The sequence below is a fragment of the Aeromonas sp. 603607 genome, assembly GCF_049171595.1.
Taxonomy (GTDB): Bacteria; Pseudomonadota; Gammaproteobacteria; order Enterobacterales; family Aeromonadaceae; genus Aeromonas; species Aeromonas veronii.
Genome location: NZ_JAAKOV010000001.1, coordinates 686,853 through 708,622, shown reverse-complemented (window position 1 = coordinate 708,622; position 21,770 = coordinate 686,853). Strand labels below are relative to the sequence as shown.

The 21,770-nt window shown below is 61.7% G+C and carries 13 protein-coding genes; 9 read left to right on the top strand and 4 right to left on the bottom strand.

Features of this window, described 5'->3' with window-relative positions; genetic code table 11:
- Nucleotides 1-60: 60 nt before the first annotated feature.
- From G5315_RS03015 to G5315_RS03005, 3 genes are all read left to right on the top strand, one after another.
- Nucleotides 61-201, top strand: coding sequence for a hypothetical protein (locus G5315_RS03015; protein ID WP_021231002.1), 141 nt, complete (start codon nt 61-63; stop codon nt 199-201).
- 1 nt (nt 202) lies between these two features.
- Nucleotides 203-1,123, top strand: coding sequence for a DUF808 domain-containing protein (locus tag G5315_RS03010; RefSeq protein WP_421262804.1), 921 nt, complete (start codon nt 203-205; stop codon nt 1,121-1,123).
- Between the two features lie 123 nt (nt 1,124-1,246).
- A complete protein-coding gene (locus tag G5315_RS03005) occupies nt 1,247-3,043 on the top strand; it encodes a M3 family oligoendopeptidase (protein WP_421332372.1) in 1,797 nt (598 codons plus the stop codon).
- Between the two features lie 63 nt (nt 3,044-3,106).
- Here the strand turns inward: G5315_RS03005 and G5315_RS03000 are convergent, their stop codons facing one another.
- A complete protein-coding gene (locus G5315_RS03000; protein WP_139441505.1) occupies nt 3,107-4,513 on the bottom strand; it encodes a nucleobase:cation symporter-2 family protein in 1,407 nt (468 codons plus the stop codon).
- A gap of 505 nt (nt 4,514-5,018) precedes the next feature.
- Between G5315_RS03000 and ycfP the strand changes: the two genes are divergently transcribed.
- Entirely contained in the window at nt 5,019-5,558 is a 540-nt protein-coding gene (gene ycfP, locus G5315_RS02995; protein WP_005361552.1) for an alpha/beta hydrolase YcfP, read from the top strand.
- A 74-nt stretch (nt 5,559-5,632) separates the two neighbouring features.
- Nucleotides 5,633-6,925 (top strand): NAD(P)/FAD-dependent oxidoreductase, encoded by a 1,293-nt coding sequence (locus G5315_RS02990; RefSeq protein WP_021230998.1) that lies wholly within the window; start codon nt 5,633-5,635, stop codon nt 6,923-6,925.
- 84 nt (nt 6,926-7,009) lie between these two features.
- On the opposite strand, the gene G5315_RS02985 is transcribed toward G5315_RS02990, so the two are convergent.
- The 3 genes from G5315_RS02985 to G5315_RS02975 form a co-directional block, all read right to left on the bottom strand.
- On the bottom strand, nt 7,010-7,651 hold the full coding sequence (locus G5315_RS02985) for an energy-coupling factor ABC transporter permease (RefSeq protein WP_005361550.1): 642 nt from the start codon (nt 7,649-7,651) through the stop codon (nt 7,010-7,012).
- Nucleotides 7,652-7,738: 87 nt separating this feature from the next.
- Nucleotides 7,739-8,536, bottom strand: a complete 798-nt coding sequence (gene pflA / locus G5315_RS02980; protein WP_005333994.1) for a pyruvate formate lyase 1-activating protein — start codon at nt 8,534-8,536, stop codon at nt 7,739-7,741.
- A 65-nt stretch (nt 8,537-8,601) separates the two neighbouring features.
- The gene (locus G5315_RS02975; protein ID WP_421332370.1) at nt 8,602-11,538 is read right to left on the bottom strand and encodes an EAL domain-containing protein; all 2,937 of its coding nucleotides are present in this window, start codon (nt 11,536-11,538) and stop codon (nt 8,602-8,604) included.
- Between the two features lie 135 nt (nt 11,539-11,673).
- Here G5315_RS02975 and G5315_RS02970 point away from each other — a divergent pair, with 135 nt between their 5' ends.
- The 4 genes from G5315_RS02970 (at nt 11,674) to pbpC (ending at nt 21,687) form a co-directional block, all read left to right on the top strand.
- Nucleotides 11,674-13,362 carry an FAD-dependent oxidoreductase gene (locus G5315_RS02970; protein ID WP_005344666.1) on the top strand — a complete coding sequence of 563 codons (1,689 nt, stop codon included), beginning with the start codon at nt 11,674-11,676 and terminating at the stop codon, nt 13,360-13,362.
- 215 nt (nt 13,363-13,577) lie between these two features.
- Nucleotides 13,578-14,237 carry a DedA family protein gene (locus G5315_RS02965; RefSeq protein ID WP_005353037.1) on the top strand — a complete coding sequence of 220 codons (660 nt, stop codon included), beginning with the start codon at nt 13,578-13,580 and terminating at the stop codon, nt 14,235-14,237.
- Nucleotides 14,238-14,402: 165 nt separating this feature from the next.
- The gene (locus tag G5315_RS02960) at nt 14,403-19,289 is read left to right on the top strand and encodes an alpha-2-macroglobulin family protein (protein ID WP_421332368.1); all 4,887 of its coding nucleotides are present in this window, start codon (nt 14,403-14,405) and stop codon (nt 19,287-19,289) included.
- The gene (pbpC, locus tag G5315_RS02955; RefSeq protein WP_421332366.1) at nt 19,255-21,687 is read left to right on the top strand and encodes a penicillin-binding protein 1C; all 2,433 of its coding nucleotides are present in this window, start codon (nt 19,255-19,257) and stop codon (nt 21,685-21,687) included. The genes G5315_RS02960 and pbpC overlap by 35 nt, the downstream gene beginning before the upstream one ends.
- Nucleotides 21,688-21,770 lie beyond the last annotated feature (83 nt).

The following is a 21,770-nucleotide window of genomic DNA, read 5'->3' as shown; positions in this document are numbered from 1 at the left end:
TGAACAAGCGCGAGACATTTTTCGGGAAGACGTTTCTCACTGATATAAGGGATCTTTGATATGGCTGGAACCAGTTTATTGGCCCTGCTCGATGATATCGCCAGCGTGCTTGATGACGTGGCGCTGATGACCAAGGTCGTGGTGAACAAGCGCGAGACATTTTTCGGGAAGACGTTTCTCACTGATATAAGGGATCTTTGATATGGCTGGAACCAGTTTGTTGGCCCTGCTCGACGATATCGCCAGCGTGCTTGATGACGTGGCGCTGATGACCAAGATGGCGGCGAAGAAGACCGCCGGGGTGTTGGGGGATGATCTGGCCCTCAACGCGGAGCAGGTCTCCGGGGTGCGTGCCGAGCGGGAGCTGCCGGTGGTGTGGGCGGTGGCCAAGGGCTCATTTCGCAACAAGCTGATTCTGGTGCCCGCAGCCATCGCCATCAGTGCGCTGGTGCCCTGGCTTATCACGCCTCTCTTGATGCTGGGAGGCGCTTACCTCTGCTTTGAAGGGGCCGAGAAGCTGGCCCACAAGTTCCTGCCTCATGAAGTGAGCGAGGGTGAGGCACACACTGCTCCTATTCCCGATGATCTGGTGGCCTTCGAGCAGCAGAAGGTGAAGGGAGCGATCCGCACCGATTTTATTCTCTCTGCCGAGATCATCGTCATCGCCCTTGGCACGGTACAGGGTGCAAGCCTCGCGCTGCAGCTCTCGGTGGTGGCTGGCATCGCCCTGCTGATGACCATCGGGGTCTACGGGTTGGTGGGGCTGATAGTCAAGCTCGATGACATCGGTCTGCATCTGCTGCAAAAGCACGATGGCAGCGCCCTGCGCCGCGCGGTGGGGCAGGGACTGTTGGTGACGGCTCCTCGTCTGATGCACCTGCTGGCACTGGTCGGCACCATCGCCATGTTTATGGTGGGCGGCGGCATTCTGGTGCATGGCTGGCCCTTTGCCCATCACCTGATTGAAGGCGCAGCCGCTGTTGTCGCCACCCTGCCCACAGTAGGGGCCGTACTGGCGGCGGTGACGCCGACTCTGCTTAACGCCGTGGCCGGTGTGGTGGCGGGTCTGCTGCTGGTTGCCGTGATGACGCTGGTGAGCCGTCTTGCCCCAACCAAGGGATAAGCGAGCTTGCGGGCCATTGTCTCTTTTTTCCTCTCTTCATTTATTGGCCTTCGGGTTGCCCGGTGTCGGACTTGCTGCCCGCAGGTCTGTTGCACCTCCCGATAAAGGCCTTTGCGAGAAGCTATGTATCAACAACAGTGGAATAACGACCATATCTACCCGGGCCTCGACAGTCCCGAGCTGGAAGCGGACATGCGCGCAGCCCGCCACGCGCTGGAGGAGCTGACCAGCTATATGGCGGGTCTGGACATGGTGCGCGGTGATGACGCTGCACTGCTGGATTTCTTGCGGGAAGTGCGGCTGCGCGCCCGTGATATTCGTCATATCGGCTGGAACGTCGCCATTCTGGCCGCCTGCCGTGGCAGTCAGGATGCGCGGGATCCGCAGGCCAAACAGCTGGCGTCCCGCGCTCGCGCCCTCAACGCCGATCTGTTCAAGACACTGGCGCCGGTGGAAGATCTGATGCTGGCGTTGCCGGAAGAGGAATTTGCCGCGCTGATGAGGGATCCGCTGCTCGGCGAGGAGGCGTACCGCCTGCGCCACGAGCGTCGCTTGCAGGATCAGCGCCTGCCGGTGGAGGCGGAGCAACTGGTGATCGGTTTGGGCACCGATGGTCTGCACGCCTGGGGCAACCTCTATAACGATCTGGTGGGCAAGATCCGGTTAACCATTGATGGCCGCGAGATGGGGTTGGCCGAGGCGAGCAATCTGCTCTCCAGTCCGGTGCGTGCCCTGCGCCTTGAGGCGTTCGATGCCATCAGCGCCGGTTGGGAAGGTGAGCAGGAGACGGTTGCCGCTATCCTCAATGCCCTCAACGGCTGGCGGCTGGAGCTGGCCCGTCAGCGTGGCAACACCCGTGTGCTCGATGCGCTGGATCTCTCCTGCCATCAGAGCCATATCGAGCGTGCCACCCTCGATGCCCTGATGAGCGAAACCTGGCGAGCCCGTGGGTTGGGCCAGCGTGCGCTGGAGCTGATGGCCGAGCGCCTTGGTCTCGATGATCTGGGGCCGGAGGATCTCTTTGCGCCGCCTCCGGCCGTCAGCAGCCGCGAGACCCCGTTCGAGGAGGCGATTGAGTTGATTGCCGATGCCTTTAGCCGTTTCGATCCCGAGATGGGGGCGTTTGCCCGCATGATGGCCGAGAAGGGGTGGATTGATGCGGCGCCCACGCCAAATCGCCGCACCGGCGCCTACTGCACCAAGTTTGCCGAACCGGTCGAGCCGCGGCTCTTCGTCACCTATGCCGGCACCATGGACAACGTCATCACTCTGGCCCATGAGCTGGGTCACGCCTGGCACAACTGGGTGATCCGCGATCTGCCGATGAGTCAGCGCAGCTATCCCATGACGCTGGCCGAAACGGCCTCCATCTTCGCCGAAACCCTGGTGCGCAGCGCCCTGTTCGAGCAGGCAGAAAGTCCCGAAGAGCAGTTGGCCATCGCTTGGGCCGAAGCCGATGGCGCTGCCACCTTCTTGGTCAATATCCCGGCCCGCTTCGATTTCGAGCGGGCGCTGGTGGCAGAGCGGGCGCAGGGTTATGTGCCGGCAGAGCGGCTCAAGGCGCTGACTGACGAGGCATGGGGGCGTTGGTATGAGGGGAGTCTGACCCGCTATCACCCCATGTTCTGGGCGGCCAAGGCGCACTTCTCCATCGCCGGGTTTGGCTTTTACAACTACCCCTATCTGTTCGGTTATCTGTTCAGCCTCGGGGTCTATCAGCAGTTGATGAGCCGCAAGGCGGCGGGGGAAGAGGGCGTGGCCGAGGCGTATCGCGCCTTGTTGCGCGATACCGGCCGCATGAGCGCCGAAGAGCTGGTAGCCAAGCATCTGGGGCAGGATATCCGTGAGGCCGCCTTCTGGCAGGGGAGTCTGGCACAAGTAGCGCAGGCGGTAGAGCGCTTCGCGCAGTTGCCTGCCTGATTGGGTCAGCGGTGATATGAACAACAGGCCCCCGGACAGTCTCGCTGTCCGGGGGCCTGTTTGTTATGCCTGTTTTTGCTGCGGTTTGATGGGACCAACGAACAGAGGGCGGGTCTGGTGAGTCAGGTCCGGCTGATAGCCGTTGAAGAAGAGGTTGAGTAGCACCGAACTGATGGTGGCCAGCAGGATACCGCTATGAAAAAGCGGTTGTAGCTGCGCCGGAAGCTGTTGGAAAAAATTCCCGGAGACCGTCGGGATCATGCCGATCCCGAGACTGATGGCGACGATATAGAGGTTGTGACGGTTGCTGTTGTAATCGGTGCGCGCCAGGATGCGGATCCCGGTGGCCAGCACCATGCCGAACATCACGATGCCAGCGCCCCCCAGTACGAAGGGCGGGATGGAGGCGACTAGCACCGACATCTTGGGGATGAGGCCAAAGGCGAGCAGGATCCCCCCCGACATCACGCAGACCCAGCGACTCGATACCCCGGTCACGCTCACCAGACCGATATTCTGGGAGAAGGAGGTGTGGGGGAAGCTGTTGAATATCCCACCAATAATGGTGCCGATGCCATCCACCCGCAGCCCGCGCACGATATCACCGCGCCTGGCCGGATGGCCGACGATGTCGCCAAGGGCCAGAAACATCCCCATGGATTCGATAAAGGTGATGAGCATGATCACCGTCAGGGTGGCGATGGAGATGGGATCGAAGGTGGGCCAGCCGAAGGCGAAGGGCACTATGGGGGCAAACCAGGCTGCCTCGCCAAGGCCATCGAGGCTTACTTCGCCCATGGCGATGGCCACCACGAAACCGAAGATGATCCCGAGCAGCACCGAGATATTGCTGAAAAAGCCCTTGGTGAAGCGGGTCACCAGCAGGATAAAGACGAGCACCAGAAAGCTGGTGCCGATGTAGCGCAGGCTGCCATATTCCGGATTGCCCTTGCCCCCCGCCATCCAGTCGATCCCCACCTGCATGATGCTGATCCCGATGGAGGTGATAACCACCCCGGTCACGACGGTCGGGAAGAGCGGCATCAGCCGACCTATCAGCGGCACCAGCAGGGTCGAGATGATACCGGCGGCAATGGTGGCGCCGAAGATGCCCGTCAGCCCCAGATCCGGGTTGGCTCCGATGGCCAGCATGGGCATCACGGCGGCAAAGGTGACCGACATGATGACCGGCAACCGGATCCCGGCAAAGCGGCCAATCCCGACACATTGCAGCAGGGTGACGATGCCGCAGCAGAAGAGATCCGAACTGATAAGGTAGGAGATCTGCTCCTTGGGCAGCCCCAGACTGCCGCCAATCACCAGTGGCACCGCCACGGCGCCGGCGTACATCACCAGCACATGTTGCAGGCCCAGGGTAAAGAGTTGGCCCATGGGGAGCATGCGCTCCACTTCATCCACCGGGCGCTTGCGCGCACCCGGTCGGGGGGAGGGGGGATTGGTCTCGTTCATGAACAGATCACTCCTTGAAGCCCGCGCAACTGCTACAGGCAAGATAGTGAAAGCCGCAGCTTTCCCGGTCATTGATCTCGTGTATTGACAGAGGTGCCAGATCCCTCGGCAGTAGTGAGAGGGAGCCGGTGCAGCACGGGTCAGTGCACAAAACATGCACAATGCCGCTCATGAGCGAAAACGTTTGGCGATAACGCCTTGTTTTTGCGGGATGAGTCACATACCGGCCAGATAAGTGTCCGGCTGCTGGCAGGGGAAGGAGGTGGGGGCATCTCAGATTGGTAAGGGGTTTATCATTATCGGTCTGGCGATCTCACTTTGATAGCCGGGCACCAGAGGGTTGCTCGCAATGCGCCCCTCTGCATGTGACGGCGCTCGCGGGCTGCTGGGCGCAATCGGGGGCGGGGGCGTGATCCAAAGCAAGAAAGTTGGATGTTTTGGTGGCGCACGGGGCCGCCGCTGGGGTAGTTTCGATAAAACCGACACAGATCCTGAGGTCTTATCCATGATCATCTATCTGCATGGCTTTGATGCCACCAGCCTAGGCAATCACGAGAAAGTGCTGCAGTTGCAGTTTATTGATGATGATGTGCGTTTCGTGCACTACAGCACGGTTCACCCCCGTCATGATATGAGCCATCTGCTCAAGGAAGTGAAAAAACAGCTCGATATGAGTACCGATCCCAAACCGCTGATCTGCGGCGTGGGTCTTGGTGGCTACTGGAGCGAGCGGATCGGCTTTCTGTGCGGCATTCGCCAGGTGATCTTCAACCCCAACCTCCATCCGGAAGAGAACATGCAGGGCAAGATCGACCGGCCGGAAGAATATGACGATATCGGTACCAAGTGTGTAACTGAATTTCGTAAGAAAAATTCAGGAAACTGCCTGTGTATCCTTTCCGTTCAGGATGAAGTGCGCGATAATCGGGACACTGAACGTGAATTGAAGAACTATTACGACATCGTGTGGGATGAGCGCGAGACTCATAAGTTCAAAAATATCTCGCATCATCTGCAGCGGATGAAGGCCTTCAAAGAAGCCTGATCCATCACGTCGACCGATTTCGTTTTAGGGAGCCAATGGCTCCCTTTCGTTTTGAGGAACCGAGGAAAATCATCATGATGAATATTGTCGTTGTAGGCGGCGGCGCCGGTGGCCTGGAGCTGGCCACCAGTCTGGGTCGCAAGCTTGGCAAGAAGAACAAGGCCAAGATCACTCTGGTCGATCGCAACCGCACCCACCTGTGGAAACCCCTGCTGCACGAAGTGGCCACCGGCTCCATGGACGCGGGCATCGATGCTCTGAGCTACCAGTCTCACGCCAAGAACCACGGTTTCGACTTCCAGCTCGGCACCCTGACCGATATCAAGCGTGACGATAAGCGCATCGTGCTGGCCCCGATCCACGACGACAATGGCGACATCGTGGTCAACGAGCGCGAGCTGCCCTACGACTATCTGGTGATGGCCATCGGTTCTGTCTCCAACGACTTCAACACCAAGGGCATCAAGGATAACTGTATTTTCCTCGATAGCCCCTCCCAGGCGCACCGTTTCCACAACAGCATGATGAACCGCTTCCTGCAGTTTGCCACCGAATATAAGCCGGGCGACAAGGTGAAGATTGCGATTGTCGGCGGCGGCGCCACCGGCGTTGAGCTCTCTGCCGAGCTCTACAACGCGGTCGAGCAGCTCTACGCCTACGGCTTCAAGAACCTCACCACCGACAGCCTGAAGGTGACCCTGGTGGAAGCGGGCCCGCGCATTCTGCCGGCTCTGCCGGAGCGTATCAGCGGCGCCGCCCATCAGGAGCTGGTCAAGCTGGGTGTGGACGTGCGTACCGCCACCATGATCACCGAAGCGACTGCCGAAGGTCTGCACACCAAGGATGGCGAGCTGATTGAAGCTGACCTGATGGTGTGGGCGGCCGGCATCAAGGCGCCTGACTTTATGAAGGATATCGCCGGCCTTGAGACCAACCGCATCAACCAGCTGGTGGTGAAAGAGACTCTGCAGACTACCCGTGATGAGAACATCTTCGTTATCGGTGACTGCGCCGCCTGCCCGCAGCCGGATGGCAAGTTTGTGCCGCCGCGCGCCCAGTCTGCCCACCAGATGGCCAGCCAGGCATTCAAGAACATTCTGGCCAAGATGAATGGCGGCGAGATGAAGCCCTACCTCTACCACGACCACGGTTCGCTGGTCTCCCTCAGCCGCTTCTCCACCGTGGGCAGCCTGATGGGTAACCTGATGCGCGGCTCCATGATGGTGGAGGGCTACATCGCCCGTCTGGTCTACATATCCCTCTACCGGATGCACCAGATCGCCCTGCATGGCTATGTCAAGACCGGCCTCATCATGCTGGTGGGTCGCATCAACCGGGTACTGCGCCCGACCCTGAAGCTGCACTAAGCCAAGGTTTGACAGAATTCGGAATACCAAAAGGAGAGGCGATCGCCTCTCCTTTTTTATGGGCACAGATCAGGAAAGAGAGAGCTACTTGCCCAGATAGGTGCGGTCGAAGAAGGTATTGACCCAGTGAGGGCGGTAGATGGCCAGCACCGTCATCGCCATGCCGTTGAGCAGGGCTTCGGGGAACAGCAGCAGTGGCCAGATGGAGAGGTAATCTGCCGTGATGGTGTGCCAGGGGTAGCTGTCACTTAGCCCCATTAGCAACGCGCTGGCGGCCACCTTGACCGAGATGGTGATGGCGCCGCCGAGAAAGGCGGCAACGAAGATATAGACAAAGAGATGGCGCGGCAGCCAGGCCCAGCTGGCCAGAAACAGCAGCCAGCTGGTGGCTACCGGCAGGGCGATGCCAACCAGTGCCTGCCAGCCAAAATCGGCCAGATTGGTGACACCGAAGTAACCGAGCACCAGCAGGGTCAGGCAGGGGGCGAGCAGTGCCAGCCGCCAGCCAAGCAGCAGGGTGAGGGAGGTGAGCCCGAGAAAATGGACCTCCAGCCCCTCATGCAGACCGGCTCTTAGATACCAGAGCGGCACCAGCGCGATGGCACTCCCCAGCAGCAGGTGCTGATAGAGGGGGTTGTCATGGAGGGTCTGCCACAGGGAGCGGCGCAGGCTGAAGGCCAGCAGTACCAGCCAGATCAGGAGGGCGGCGAGTTGTCCTTCACTCATCTTGTCGTCCATTCATGCAGTAGAGTCCGGGCGGCCTTCCCGACCGCCCATAGCAGAGCAGGCTGACGAGTCAGCCTGCTTTTACCATCAATATTTGACGTTGTTGTGGTACTTGCCGAGGATGCCCTTGACCCGTTCCATGGTCTCCTTGCTGGGGGGCTTGATCCCGCTCAGCTCGTACGGGTCTCCCAGCACGTCCCACTTGTGTTTGCCCAGCTCATGGTAGGGGAGCAGCTCCACCTTCTCCACGCTCTCGCCCAGCTCGGCGATAAATTGGCCCAGCCCTTCGGCGCTCTCGTCGTCGTCGCTCCAGGTCGGCACCACCACGTAGCGGATCCACATGGTCTTGCCTTTGGCTGCCAGATAGCGGGCAAACTCCAGGGTGTATCTGTTGCTGACATGGGTCAGCGGAATGTGTTTCTCGTCATTGATCTGTTTGATGTCGAGCAGCACCAGATCGGTCTGGTCGAGCAGCTTGTCTACCTGTTCGTCGAGATGGCGGACGAAGCCGTTGGTGTCGAGACAGGTGTGGATTCCTTTCTCTTTGCAGGCGGTAAAGAGTTCGGTAATGAAAGCGGGTTGCAGCATGGCTTCACCGCCGGACGCTGTCACGCCACCGCCGGAGGCATTCATGAAGTGGCGATAGCTGGTGATGTCACTCATCAACTCCGGTACGGTCACTTCGCGGCCACCTTCGGTATCCCAGGTATCGCGGTTGTGGCAGTACTTGCAGCGCATCAGGCAGCCTTGCATGAATACGATAAAGCGTATTCCCGGGCCATCGACAGTGCCGCAGGTTTCGACGGAATGGATCCGGCCAACGGTGCCGTGAGCTCCGGCTGGCTGGCTGATTTCAACGGCAGGGATCCGATTAATGACAGACATAAACAACTCCAACGATTCGAGCAGGCCGTTATTTTATTACATAAACCCCTATTGATCCTACACCTTTAGTCCGGCGCCCGGCTGCCAAGCAGCTGCTCCAGCCCCTTGACGGTGAGCGGCCGACTGGTGAGAAACCCTTGATAATGCTGGCATCCCAGCGCTTTGAGGATGGCCAGCTGCGCCTCCTCTTCCACCCCTTCGGCGGTGACGGTAAAACGGAAGACCTGGGCCAGATCGAGTATCGCCTTGACGATGGCTCTGTCCTGTTCGCTGTGTACCAGGGTCTGAATGAAGCTTCTGTCCAGCTTCACCTCATCGGCGGGCAGATCCCGCAGATAGGCCAGCGACGAGTAGCCTGTGCCGAAGTCATCGATGGAGATGAGGATGCCGAGCTCCTTGAGCTGGCGCATTCTGGCAATACTCTCCTGCCGATTCTCCAAGACTACCGATTCGGTCACCTCCAGCAGCAGGCGGGAAGGGGGCACACCGGTGTCGCGCAAGATGTACTCCACCTGTTGTACGAAGCCCTGGGTGTGGAACTGGCGAGCGCTGACGTTGACCGACAGATGGGGGATCTGCAGGCCACGGTTGAGCCAGAAGCTGTATTGGGCACAGGCGGTCTTCATCACCCAGTAGCCGATTTCGAGGATCAGGCTGGTCTCTTCGGCGATGGGGATAAACTCCCCGGGTGGCACCATGGTGCCGTCGCTGCGCTGCCAGCGCAGCAGCGCCTCGATACCCGACAGTGAGCCATTGTCGACCCGGTATTGCGGTTGATAGTGGAGTTGCAGCTCGTGGTGACGCAGGGCATCGCGCAGCTCATTGGTGAGGGTCAGCCGGTTCTTCTCATGCTGGGCCATCGCCTCGGTAAAGAAGACGTAGTGGCCCTGACCGGCGCGCTTGGCCATGTGGGTTGCGGTGTCGGCCTGTTGCATCAGGACCAGATGATCCGTCTCGTTGCCGGAGAAGAGGCTGATCCCCACTGAGGCGCTGAAGTGCAGTTTGTGATCGCCGATGTCGAACGGGGTGCGAAACAGCCCCATCAGCTCGCGGGCGAAGTGCTCTGCCAGTATTTTGGCTGTGACTTCCCCTTGTCCGAGCTGGGTAAAGAGCAGGGCAAATTCATCCCCAGAGATGCGCGCTTGTACCAGATTGTCCTGGGGCAGATCCCTGAAACGCTGTACCACGGCCTGCAGCAGTAGATCGCCGCAGGCGTGGCCGAGAGAGTCGTTGATCGACTTGAAGTTGTCCAGATCCACCAGCAGCAGGGCGCCCCATTGGCTGTTTGGCTCGCTCAGGGTCTGCTGCAGAATATGGTTGAGACTGCGTCGGTTGTGCAGGCCACAGAGATCGTCGTAATAGGCGAGCTGCTCGATGTGTCTGGCTGCTTCCTTCTCCCGGGTGATGTCGTAGAAGCTGCAGATAAAGTGGCTCAGTTCTCCCTGCTCATCCTTGACACCGTTCACCATCAAGCGCACCGGAAAGAGGTGCCCATCCTTGTGCAGACAGCGCTCTTCCCCGAGCCAGAACGCCTGCTCGTTGACGGCGCGACTGACATCCTCCTTGAGGTGATCACCGAAGTAGGTGGGGCGCAGCTTGCGAATGGAGTGGCCGAGCACCTCTACCTCGCCAAAGCCGGTGATCCGGCTGAAGGAGTGGTTGACCTTGAGGATGATGCCGTTGTGATCCATCACGATCAGTCCATCGTGGGTATTGAAGGCCACTTCCGCCAGCCGCAGGGCGTCGTCGGCGGCGAGGCGTTGCAGCTCGATGGCGGCCCGCTCGTGCTGGCTGCTCAACAGATCCAGCAGGAGCTCGGGCTTTTTCAGCGGAGCGTCGAGCAGCAGGGTGATCTGCCCCATGACGGTACCGTGCTGGTCATGAAGCGGGATACCGATATAAATGTCGGCCTTGAGGGCCAGCAGCCGGGTTGCCTTGGGGTAACGCAGTGCCAGGTTTTCGACATAGATGGCCTGACCGTGCTGGAACAGCTCCAAAGCGGGACCTTGCTCTAGCTGGATGGGTTTGAGGGTGGAGAAGAGCTCCCCGTTAAATACGCAGCGGGGAATGATCCAGAGCTCCTGACCGCGGGGCTGGAACTCGCCGAGCCAGCCGGCGCGGGCACCACTAAGGCTCATGGCCCAGCGGATCAGCGTCTTGCAGTAACTCATACCGGTCAGTTGGCTTAGCTCGGCAGGCAAACTTGCTTCCCCCTCCTGCTCTTCGCACTGTGGTTGCCAGTGACCGAGCAGTTGGGCGCTGTTGCGCACCAGTTGCAACATCTCCTCGCTAAGGGGGGTGGGATCGAGATACTCCAGACTCAGCACCCCGAACAGCTTGTCCTGCTCCAGCAGGGCACCATCGAGGCGTGAGCGCACACCGGCACTGGTCAGATAGAGGTGATTGCTCAGCATTGGCTGGTGGGCCGCCTCCGAGAAACTCAACGCTTTGCGGGTGCGCAGGGCGCGGATATAGCGGCTGTCGCCGCGGATCGGATAAATGCTCTCTATGCCCAGGGTAAATACGGGGGTGAGCTGCTCGCTGCCGAGATCACCGTTGGCCTGATAGTGCCAGAGAATGAGCCGATCGGCCCCGAGACACTCTTTGAGGGTCTCAAGCAGGAGCGCATACTGTTGCTGGCTTGCCATCTGGCTGAGGCGCGGCAGTTGCAATGCAAGATCGGCGATGGGCTCCTGACGAAGATTCTGCAGACAGATGAGCCAGAAGTCATCCTGCTCATGGGCGAGGGCGATATGCCACAACTGGCTGGCAAAGCGCACGGTGATCTTGCCGCCATGGCCGTTGGCCAGCAGTTGTTCGATGGGCAGGCGCAGGGCATCGGGCAGCTGGGCAGGCCAGGGGGCGCGCGGCTCATCGAGCCAGTAGAGCGGGGTTTGCATCACGTCGGTCAGGGCGACCAGCCGTTGACTGCGCAGATCCAGACGGAAAAAGAGCGGCGTCTGGAGGGCAGGAGGAAGATGACTGAGTGCGGTAGACGACATGAACAAACAACATCCTGTTAAGCAACCGTCGGGGTTGCAAGAATACTGCAAAATGGTGTGAAACAAAATTTCATTGAACTCTAAATTAGAAAAGTCTAATTTATCGCTCATTATCATGTATGAGGAGTCTTGCAGATGAAACGGATCCTGATTATCGGTGGTGTCGCGGGGGGCGCATCGGCGGCGGCTCGTGCTCGTCGTTTGAGTGAAGAGGCAGAGATCGTGATGTTCGAGCGGGGCGAGTTTGTCAGCTTCGCCAACTGCGGTCTGCCCTATCACATCGGGGGCGATATCCCCGACCGGGATGCCTTGCTGCTGCAGACTCCCCAGAGTTTCAAGCGCCGTTTCAACGTCGATGTGCGGGTCTTCCACGATGTGATTGAGATCGACAAGGCGGGCAAGACCTTGCTGGTGCGCAACCTGCAAACCGGTGAAGAGCAGCGCGAGCATTACGATGTGCTGCTGCTGAGCCCGGGGGCGGCGCCGATCCGTCCTCCTTTCCCCGGTATCGACAGCCCCCATGTTTATACCCTGCGCAACATCCCGGACATGGATCGCATTCTGGCGGCTCTGCATCACGATCAGCCGCGCCACGTCACTGTGGTGGGCGGCGGCTTTATCGGGCTGGAGATGATGGAGGCGCTGCATCAGCGCAAGCTGGATGTCACCCTGCTGGAGCTGGCCGATCAGGTGATGGCACCGGTGGACAAGGAGATGGCCAACATGCTCCATGCCCGCATCCGGGAAGAGGGGATTGACCTGCGCCTGCGCACCGGCCTCACCGCCATCGAGAGTCTGGATCTGCCTGCCGAGAAGACCTCCGCCGTGCCGACCGCCAAAAGCGGTGGCCTGCGCCTGACCCTCAATGATGGTTCCCATCTTGATACCGGTCTCTTGATCCTCGCCATCGGCGTCAAGCCGGAAACCCTGCTCGCCGCCAAGGCGGGGCTGGAGCTGGGCCCACGGGGCGGCATCAAGGTGGATGCCGGGATGCGTACCTCGGATCCCTTCATCTATGCGGTGGGGGATGCGGTGGAAGAGATTGACTTCGTCACCGGCGAATCTGTGCTGATCCCGCTGGCGGGCCCGGCCAACCGGCAGGGGCGCATCGCCGCCGACAATATGCTGGGCCGAAGCGAAACCTACAAGAAGACGCAAGGGACCGCCATCTGCAAGCTGTTCGATCTGGCGGTGGCCAGCACCGGCCTCAACGAGAAGCGACTGGTGCAACTGGGATTGCCGTTCGAGAAGGTCTATGTCCATCCGGGCAGCCACGCCGGTTACTACCCGGGTGCCCATCCGGTCAGCCTCAAGCTGCTGTTTGCCCCGGATGGCAAGATTTACGGTGCCCAGGCCATCGGCAAGGATGGCATCGACAAGCGCATCGACGTGCTGGCAGTGGCCCAGCGCGCCGGTCTCACCGTGTTTGATCTGCAGGATCTGGAGCTTACCTATGCGCCGCCGTTCGGCTCGGCCAAGGATGTGATCAACATGGCCGGCTTTGTGGCAAGCAATCACCTGAAGGGGGACACCCTGCTCTGCCACGTGGCCGAGGTGCAGGCTCGTAACCCCCATCAGCTGGTAGTGGATGTGCGCAATGGCCCGGAGCTCGACAAGCTGGGCCGCATTCCGGGGGCGCTGCATATCCCCCTCGACGAGTTGCGTGGTCGCCTCCATGAGTTGCCCAAAGAGAAAGAGCTGCTGATCAGCTGTCAGGTCGGGCTGCGCGGCCATGTCGCCTGCCGCTTGCTGAGCCAGCACGGCTTCAAGGTGAAAAACCTCTCCGGCGGCTTCAAAACCTGGCAGATGGCCACCGCCGAGTAACCGTTTTATTTCTGTGCCTGTTTGCCCCTCTCCCTTGTGCGTGCAAGATGAGGGGCTTTTTGTTTCTGCTTTTCGCCCTTCTTGCATTCCCCTCGTTGCTGCAATATTTCGACACACTTTATTTCCTGTGCCGGACGAAATTAACGTTTTGTTCAGGGGATGGGTGCTATAACCCCTGCCTCGTTCATGATGAACCGTGTAGTAGGGAGTGTGACATGCTGGATATGCTGATGGCCATTTGGCATCAGGATTTTGACGCCCTGGTTCAGATGCAGGCGGTCCCCCTGTTGATCAGTTGCCTGATGCTGGTACTGCTGCTGGAGTCCGCATTCGTCTTCCTGCCCCTGCCGGGGGACAGCCTGGTACTGCTGGCCGGTGGGTTGGTGGGCATGGGGGTATTTGGCCCCGAAGTGACTCTTGTCTATCTGCCGTTGGCTGCTGGCATAGGTTCTGTGCTCGCCTACTGGCAGGGACGGGCACTGCAGCGCACCCGCTTTATGGATCATATCGAACGGATGTTGCCTCCCGACAGCCTGCCCAAGGCGACCCGGTTGCTGAAAAAGTACGGTTTTCTGGCGATGTTCTCCTCCCGTTTTATACCGTTCGTGCGGGTGCTGACCCCCATGCTGATGGGGATTGGCCGCCTGAGCGTGCTGCGCATGTGCGTGGCCAGCTTTGCCAGTGCCTTTATGTGGGCGCTCTGCCTCAGTTTGGTGGGCAAGCTGGCGATGAATACCCCCTTCTTTCTCCACCACAGCGAACTGTTGACCCGGGCCCTGCTGATTACCTCGCTGGTGCTGTTTCTGGCGGCCGTCATGGCCATCCTGTTTCGCTGGTTCAAAGGCGGAGCGAAAAACGAGACCAGCCACGACTAAATGACAACCCTTGCTGCACTGGATCAGTGGGCAAGGGGGTTCTCGTGCTGCAGGGGGGCGGAATTGTGCCCATTCGGGTAATGAGCTTTGTGTCGGGTGAGCAGGATGCCTTATCCTGTTTCCAGCCACGCTGCGTTTGCAGCGCTCCAACTCGGGATGGAACCTATGCGCCTCTTCGACTCTCCCTCTGCTTCTCACCGCTCTACCGCCGGAACCGGCGCTCTGCGCCGCCGCTGCTCGGCCCTGCTGCTATCCGGGCTGACAGGTTTGCTGCTGGCTGGTTGCGGCCCCGACAAGCCTGTCGCCAATGGGCCGACTACAAAGCCTGCCGCGCAGCAGGAAACGGGCTCCCCAAGCGCCGTGGTGCAGGCGAATGCCCGTCAATATCGGGATGCGCCGGCGCTGGCGCTGGTCTTCTCCGGCCCCCTGGCGCCCAAGGCAAACTGGCAGAGCTGGCTCGGGGTCAGTGAGGGGGGCAAGCAGGTGCAGGGGGAGTGGATCCTGGCCGACGATGGTCGCACCCTCTATTTCCCGAACGTCCAGCCCGATAAAAGCTATGAGGTGAGCCTCAAGGCGGGACTGGGCCCATCCCCCCAGAGCTGGACCCTCAAGACCCGGCCGCTGGAGGCGGGAGCCTCCTTTACCGCCAGTGGCATGGTATTGCCGCTGCGCCAAGAGCTGCGCCTGCCCATCAGCGCTGTCAACGTGGATGAGGTCAATATCGATTTCTTTCGGGTCGATGCGGAATATTTGCCCCGTTTTCTGGCGGAATATCGCCCCGGTGCCGGCATGGGGAACTGGGAGCTTGAGCAGATCACCAAGCGGGCCAAGCGGGTATTCAGTGGCCGCTATGCGCTGGAGCTCGATGCCAACCGACGCGAGACCCGCCTCATCAATGTGAAGGAGCCGCAGCTGGCGGAGGCTGGCGTCTACTTTGCGGTGATGTCCCCCCTTGGCAACTACGACTGGCGCAAGGAGACCACCTATTTCGCGGTGAGCGACATGGGGCTCAGTGCCCGCCGTTACCGCGATCAGCTGGAGGTGTTCGTAAGCTCCCTGGCCAGCGCCGACCCGCTCAAGGATGTGCAGCTCTCCCTGCTCGACGAGAAGGGCAACCGGCTGCAGGTGCAGACCACGGATCCCCAGGGCCATCGCCGCTTCGATCAGGTGCAGGGGGCTCGCCTGCTGCTGGCCGAACAGGGCAAGCATCTGGCGGTGCTTCGCCTCGACGGGGCTGCGCTCGATCTCTCCACCTTCGATCTCGGCACCCAGCCCTGGCAGGCCCAGCAGTTGTATCTGTTCAGCGGGCGCGACCTTTATCGCCCCGGCGAGCGGCTCGACAGCGAGATCCTGCTCAAGGGGCAGGATGGCCAGCTGTTGCCCGGCATGGCGGTGGAGCTGGAGGTGAAGCAGCCGGACGGTCAATTGCTCGAACAGAAACGGCTGCTACCCGATAGCCTTGGCGCCGCCCATTACGGCCTGCGTCTGCCGGACGATGCGCCGCTCGGGCGCTGGACCATTAACCTCAAGACCGCCGCTGGTAGTCGTTTCGAGTGGCCCTTTTTGGTGGAGGAGTTTTTGCCGGAGCGGCTCAAACTGCAGCTCGGCAAGGGGCCGGATGGTGAAGTGACGGATCTGGGCGCCTCCCTCACCCTGCCGCTGCAAGGGGACTATCTCTACGGTGCGCCTGCGAGCGCCACCAAGGCCAAGGCGGAGGTGAAGATCAGCCGCGCCACCATGCCCTTTACCCAGTGGCAGGAGTTCACGCTGGGTGACGTGCTACTCGCCGAGCAGGCCAAGGATCTCGAGGCGCGGAGTCTCACCCTCGATGCGCAGGGGCAGGGGACTTTTTCGCTTACTGATGAGCTCGATGGGGTGCGCGCCCTCGGGCTGCTGGAGGTTACCTATCGGGTGTCGCTCTCCGAGCCCGGTGGCCGCGCCGTCAATCGCAGCCGCACCCAGTATGGCTGGCCTGCGGGCAGCCAGTGGCCGGCACTCAAGGCCGACTTCGTGGCGGATCGGGTAGAGGGGGGCAAGCCGCTTCCCTTCCAGATCCTCAACCTTGATGAGCAAGGCCAACCGGTGGCGGGGTCGGTGAAGGTGCGCCTTATCAACGAGTACCGCGACTACTACTGGCATTACGCCGATGGCGAGGGGTGGAAGTACGAGTTCAACAGCCAGCCCTATCTTGAGCAGGAGCAGACCCTGCAGCTGGATGGCAAGGGGCCGACCCCGCTCACGCTGCAACTGGCGGCGGGCTGGTATCGGTTGGAAGTGGAGAACAGTCAGGGCCATCAATCGAGCCTGCGGGTTGAGATAGGCAGTTACGCCTGGGGCGGCGGTGGCGAGCAGGCAAGGCCCGACAAGATTGCCATCACTCTCGACAAGCGCGCCTATCAGGCGGGCGACAAGGCCAAAGTGACCCTGGTAGCCCCGCGCCCCGGTAAGGGCTTGCTGCTGGTGGAAGATGGCGACGGCCTGCGCTGGTGGCAGCGTATCGAGCTCAAGGGGGCCGGTGGCGATGCCAAGGATGCCCGCGGCGAGTTCGAGATCCCGGTCAGTCCCGAGTGGCAGCGCCATGACTTGCATATCTCGGCCCAGATCGCCGCGCCAGACAGCGCCTCCAAGCCGGTCAGTAGCCAGCAAGGGCAGAGCTTGCGCTCGGTCGGGCTGGTGCCGCTCACCCTGGATCGGGAAGCGCGCCGTCTGCCGCTCACCCTGAGCGCGCCTGATAAAGCGGTGCCGCTTACCCGGCTGGAAGTGACCGCCACCTCCACCCCCAATAGCCAAGGCCGCGTGGTGCTGGCGGCGGTGGATCGGGGCGTGCTCAACATCAGCGACTACCAGCCCCTCGACCCGTTCGAGATCTTCTTTGGTCGCAAGCGCTTCTCCCTAGATTTGTTCGACAACTACGGCCAGGTGATCCCGCCGCAGGATGGCAAGCTGGCCCGCCTAAACTACGGGGGCGATCGGGCGCCGCTGAAAAAGGGTGGCGCGCTGGAGAGCCGGGTCGAAGTAGCTGCGCTCTGGAGCGGCGAGGTGAGTTTTGACCAGCAGGGCAAAGCGGTGATCCCGCTCGATTTGCCCAACTTCAACGGTGAGCTGGCGCTGATGGCGCTGGCCTGGAACGAACAGCAAGTGGGTGAGGCCGAGCGCGCCGTCAAGGTGGTGGCGCCCTTGGTGGCCGAAATTGGCTGGCCACGCTTTGGCGCCAGAGGGGATGAGACCCGGGCGCTGGTGCAGCTGCGCAACATGAGCGGCGAGGATCAGACCCTCTCCCTTGTCTGGACCCTCAATGGCGGACTCAAGGCAAACGGCGAGCTGCCCGGCACCCTGGCTCTTAAAAATGGCGAGGAGCAGTGGCTGACCCTGCCGCTCACCGTGACCGGGGCGAGCGGCATGGCAAGCCTGCAGTTGGCGGCCAGCGGCAAGGATTTTGCCATCAGCCGCGACTGGACTTTGCCGCTGCGCTCCCCCTGGCCTGCCGAGACTCGCCAGCGTTATCAGATGCTGGCCCCCGGCCAGCAGATGAGCTTTGCACCAACTGAGCTGGCCGGGCTGGATCGCGCCAACCTGCAGGGGCTGCTCAGCCTCTCCGGCACTCCCCCCTGGGATCCGGCAGCCCAGTGGCAGGCGCTGGCCGACTACCCCTACGCCTGTCTGGAGCAGACCCTGTCGCGGGCCTGGCCTTACTTGCTGACCACGGCCGATGAGCGGGCCGCCTGGAGCAAACCCGCAGAGGGCAAGAAAGCGGCGAGCGAGTCAGATGTGCAGCGCGCCCTGCTGCAACGGCTGCAGCGGTTGCAACTGCCAAGCGGCGGATTTGGTCTGTGGGATGGTCGCTCCGATGAGGAGCAGTGGCTCACCGCTTATGCCGCCGACTACCTGCTGGCGCGCAAGGAGGCGGGTGACGCCGTGCCGGAGGCGATGCTCAATCAGGCGCTGAACCGGCTGCAAAGCTATCTCACCGACAGTCAGTATGGTGAGCGCTGGAGCAGTGTCCCCGAGCACAGCCGGCTGGCCTATCAGGCCTACAGCGCCTATGTGCTGGCCCGGGTGGGCAAGGCGCCGCTCGCTACCCTGCGACTTATCTGGGAGCAGCAGGCCGATCATGCCCGCTCAGGTTTGCCGCTCTTGCACCTCTCGCTGGCGCTCTCGGCCATGGGGGATGAGCAGAACGCCGCCAAGGCCCTCAGCCGGGCATTGGCGACCGAGCGCGGGGATGACTATCTGGGTGATTACGGCTCACCGCTGCGCGATGAAGCCCTTGAGCTCTCCTTGCTGCGTCAGCACAAGCTGGCTGCGGAGCGCTGGCCTGATCTCAGCGCCAAGGTGGCCGACACCCTGGCCCACCGTCAGTGGCTAAGCACCCAAGAGCGGCTAGCCCTGTTGCGACTCGCCCGCTTCGACTCGGCCGTCGACTGGCAGGCCAGGGTAACTTCCTCTCTTGGCAGTGGATCCCTGAGCGGTTCGGCTTCGCTGCAGCAGGGCTCCCCCGAGGCACTGGCCGCCAGCGCCGTTACCAACGAGGGAAAGGGATCCCTCTATGTGCAGCGCACTCTAATCGGTTACCCCGAACAGGCGCCAGCACGGATTAGCAAAGGGATGAGTGTGACCCGCAGCTGGTTCAACAGCGACGGTCAGCGTTTTGACCCGGCCAAAGTGAAGGTGGGCGATCTGGTGGTGGTGCGGCTCAATGTCAGCAGTGAATCGGCGGTGCCTGATGCCCTGCTGGTAGAGATGGTGCCCGCTGGCTTCGAGCTGGAGAACCCGGCCCTTGGCAACAGCATCAAGCTCGAAGAGCTCTCCATCGAGGGGAAACCGGCGTGGCAGAGTGAGTGGAACGACTATCTCAAGCATCAGGAGTTTCGCGATGACCGCTACACGGCAGCGCTGGATCTGAGCGAGGGGAGCAACCAGCAGCTGGTCTACCTGATGCGTGCAGTGACGCCGGGTCGCTATCAGGTGCCGCCGACCCAGGTGGAGGATATGTACCGGCCCGAGCTGCGGGCAGTGGGTGAGGATATCCACGAGGTGCGTATCTCTGAGTAACAAACCCTTCCTTGAGCGGGTTCGCCCGCTCACTTTCTGGCAGCGTGGTTGGCTGAGCCTGGGGCGCAGTGGCCGCGCAGGCTGGCGCTGGCTTGGCGGTCTGCCGCGCTGGCTGCGCTTTTCGGTGCTGGGAGTTGTCGCACTGCTGCTGTCATTGCTGGCGCTGGATCGGATTTTCCCGCCGCCGCCACTCGACCCCGCCTATGCGCGGGTGGTGCTCGACATGAAAGGGCGGCCGCTGCGCGCCTTTGCCGATACCAGCGGCGTGTGGCGCTACCCCGTGACCCTGGAGCAGGTCTCCCCCCGCTATATCGAGGCGTTGCTGGGTTACGAGGATCGCTACTTCTGGCGCCATCCCGGGGTCAATCCGGTGGCCATGGTGCGCGGGGTCTGGCAGTGGCTGCGTTACGGGCGCGCCGTGTCGGGCGGCTCGACTCTTACCATGCAGGTTGCCCGCCTCATCGAGCCTTACCACAGGAGTGTGCCCGGCAAGTTGCGCCAGATGGCCCGTGCGCTGCAGCTGGAGTGGCACTATGACAAGCGCACCCTGCTCACAGTCTACCTCAACCGGGCGCCGTTTGGCGGCAACCTGGAGGGGGTGCAGGCGGCAAGTTTTGCCTATCTCGGCAAGAGCGCGGCCAAGCTGACCTATGCCGAGGCGGCGCTGTTGGCGGTGCTGCCGCAGGCTCCCAGCCGCAACCGGCCGGACCGGCATCCCGAGCGGGCCCGCGCCGCCCGTGACAAGGTGATGCAGCGGCTGGTGGCTCAGGGTGTCTGGCCCGAACAGGTGTGGTTGGAGGGACGTATCGAGCCGGTGCTGGCCCGAGGTCACTTCACGCCGATGGAGGCGCCGCTCTTTGCCCGTCTCGCCGCCGACCATCAGGCCGGGGCGCTGGTGCACACCACCATCGACGGGGATCTGCAGCGCTGGCTGGAGGGACGGGTGGCGAGCTACATTCGCCGTTTCCCCGAGCAGACCTCAGCGGCGTTGCTCTTGGTAGACAACAAAACCATGGCGGTGCGCGCCTATGTGGGCAGCGCCGAGTATGGCAATTTGCGCCGCCACGGTTATCTCGACATGGTGCAGGCAATCCGCTCTCCCGGCTCCACCCTCAAGCCATTCATCTACGGTCTGGCGATGGACGAGGGGCTGGTGCACTCGGCTTCTCTGCTCTCCGATGCGCCGAGGCTGGGATCTGACTATCGCCCCGCCAACTTCTCCGGTGCCTTTCAGGGGCCGGTGACGCTGGCCCAAGCGCTGCAGCAATCCCTCAACGTACCGGCGGTGCAGGTGCTGGAGGCGCTTGGGCCGGATAAACTGGTCAGTCGCCTCGACAACGCCGGGGTGAGACTGGCGCTCTCCGATAAGCCCAACCCGGCCATCGCGCTGGGGGCGGCGGGTATTCGGCTCGAGCAGCTTGTCGCGCTCTACAGCTCGCTCACTCGACAGGGGCAGGTGGCAATGCCGGTCTGGCTGGCGGGGCAGCAGGCGGTGTCGCGCCCCTTGCTGAGTCCGGGCGCGGCCTGGATCATCTGGCAAATATTGAGCGCGCAGGGACGGGCTGATCAGCCCTTTGCCAGCGAGGCGACTGGCCGGGTCAACAGGCTGGCCTGGAAGACCGGCACCAGCTACGGCTATCGCGACAGCTGGGCGATGGGAGTCTCCGGTCGCTGGACCATCGGCGTCTGGCTTGGGCGCCCCGACGGCACCCCCATGCCCGGTTTTTATGGCCAGAGCGCGGCGGTGCCGCTGCTGCTCTCGGTCTACTCGCGGCTGGCTGACAACAGCCCCTTGCCGGCACAACCCAACACGGTGAGTGAGGCCGAGATCTGCTGGCCGCTGGGGCGCAAAATGAGCGCGACCCTGCCTGAAGCCTGTTTGCAGCGCCAGAGCGCCTGGTTGCTGGAAGGGCGCGATCCTCCCACCTTGCCGGATCCCATGGACTGGCCCTCGCCGCTGCGGCAAGTTGCACTCACTGCTGAAGGCAAGCCGACGCTGACCCGTTGCCCCGATGCGGCACAATCCGGTTTTCGGGCACTCTGGCCGTTGTCGTTGGAGCCTTGGCGGTCCCCCAGCGAGCGGCGGCAGTCGCTGCTCGCCAGCAGTTGTGCTGGGGAGGGGCAGAGCGCCGAGCTGCAGGCCCCCATTCGCATCGTGGCGCTGGGGGAGGGCAACCTTATCCGCAGCCAGCGCTATCGGTTGCAGCCCAAGGTGCTGGGCGGTGTCGGCAAGCCGGCCTGGTTTCTCAACGGCCAGCGGCTGCGCTGGGATGGCGATCTGGTGCTGAGCGAGGCGGGTCGATACCAGCTGGTGGTGGTGGACGAGGCGGGCAACAGCGATCGTATCGAGTTTCGCGTGGTGCATCCTGACAGTGATGCCGGCACCATCTCCCGTTGATCGTTTTGCCGACAGCCATTGAGGTGAATGTAATTAACCATTTGAAATGCATCAATATTTGATTGGATGAATTAATTTATGAA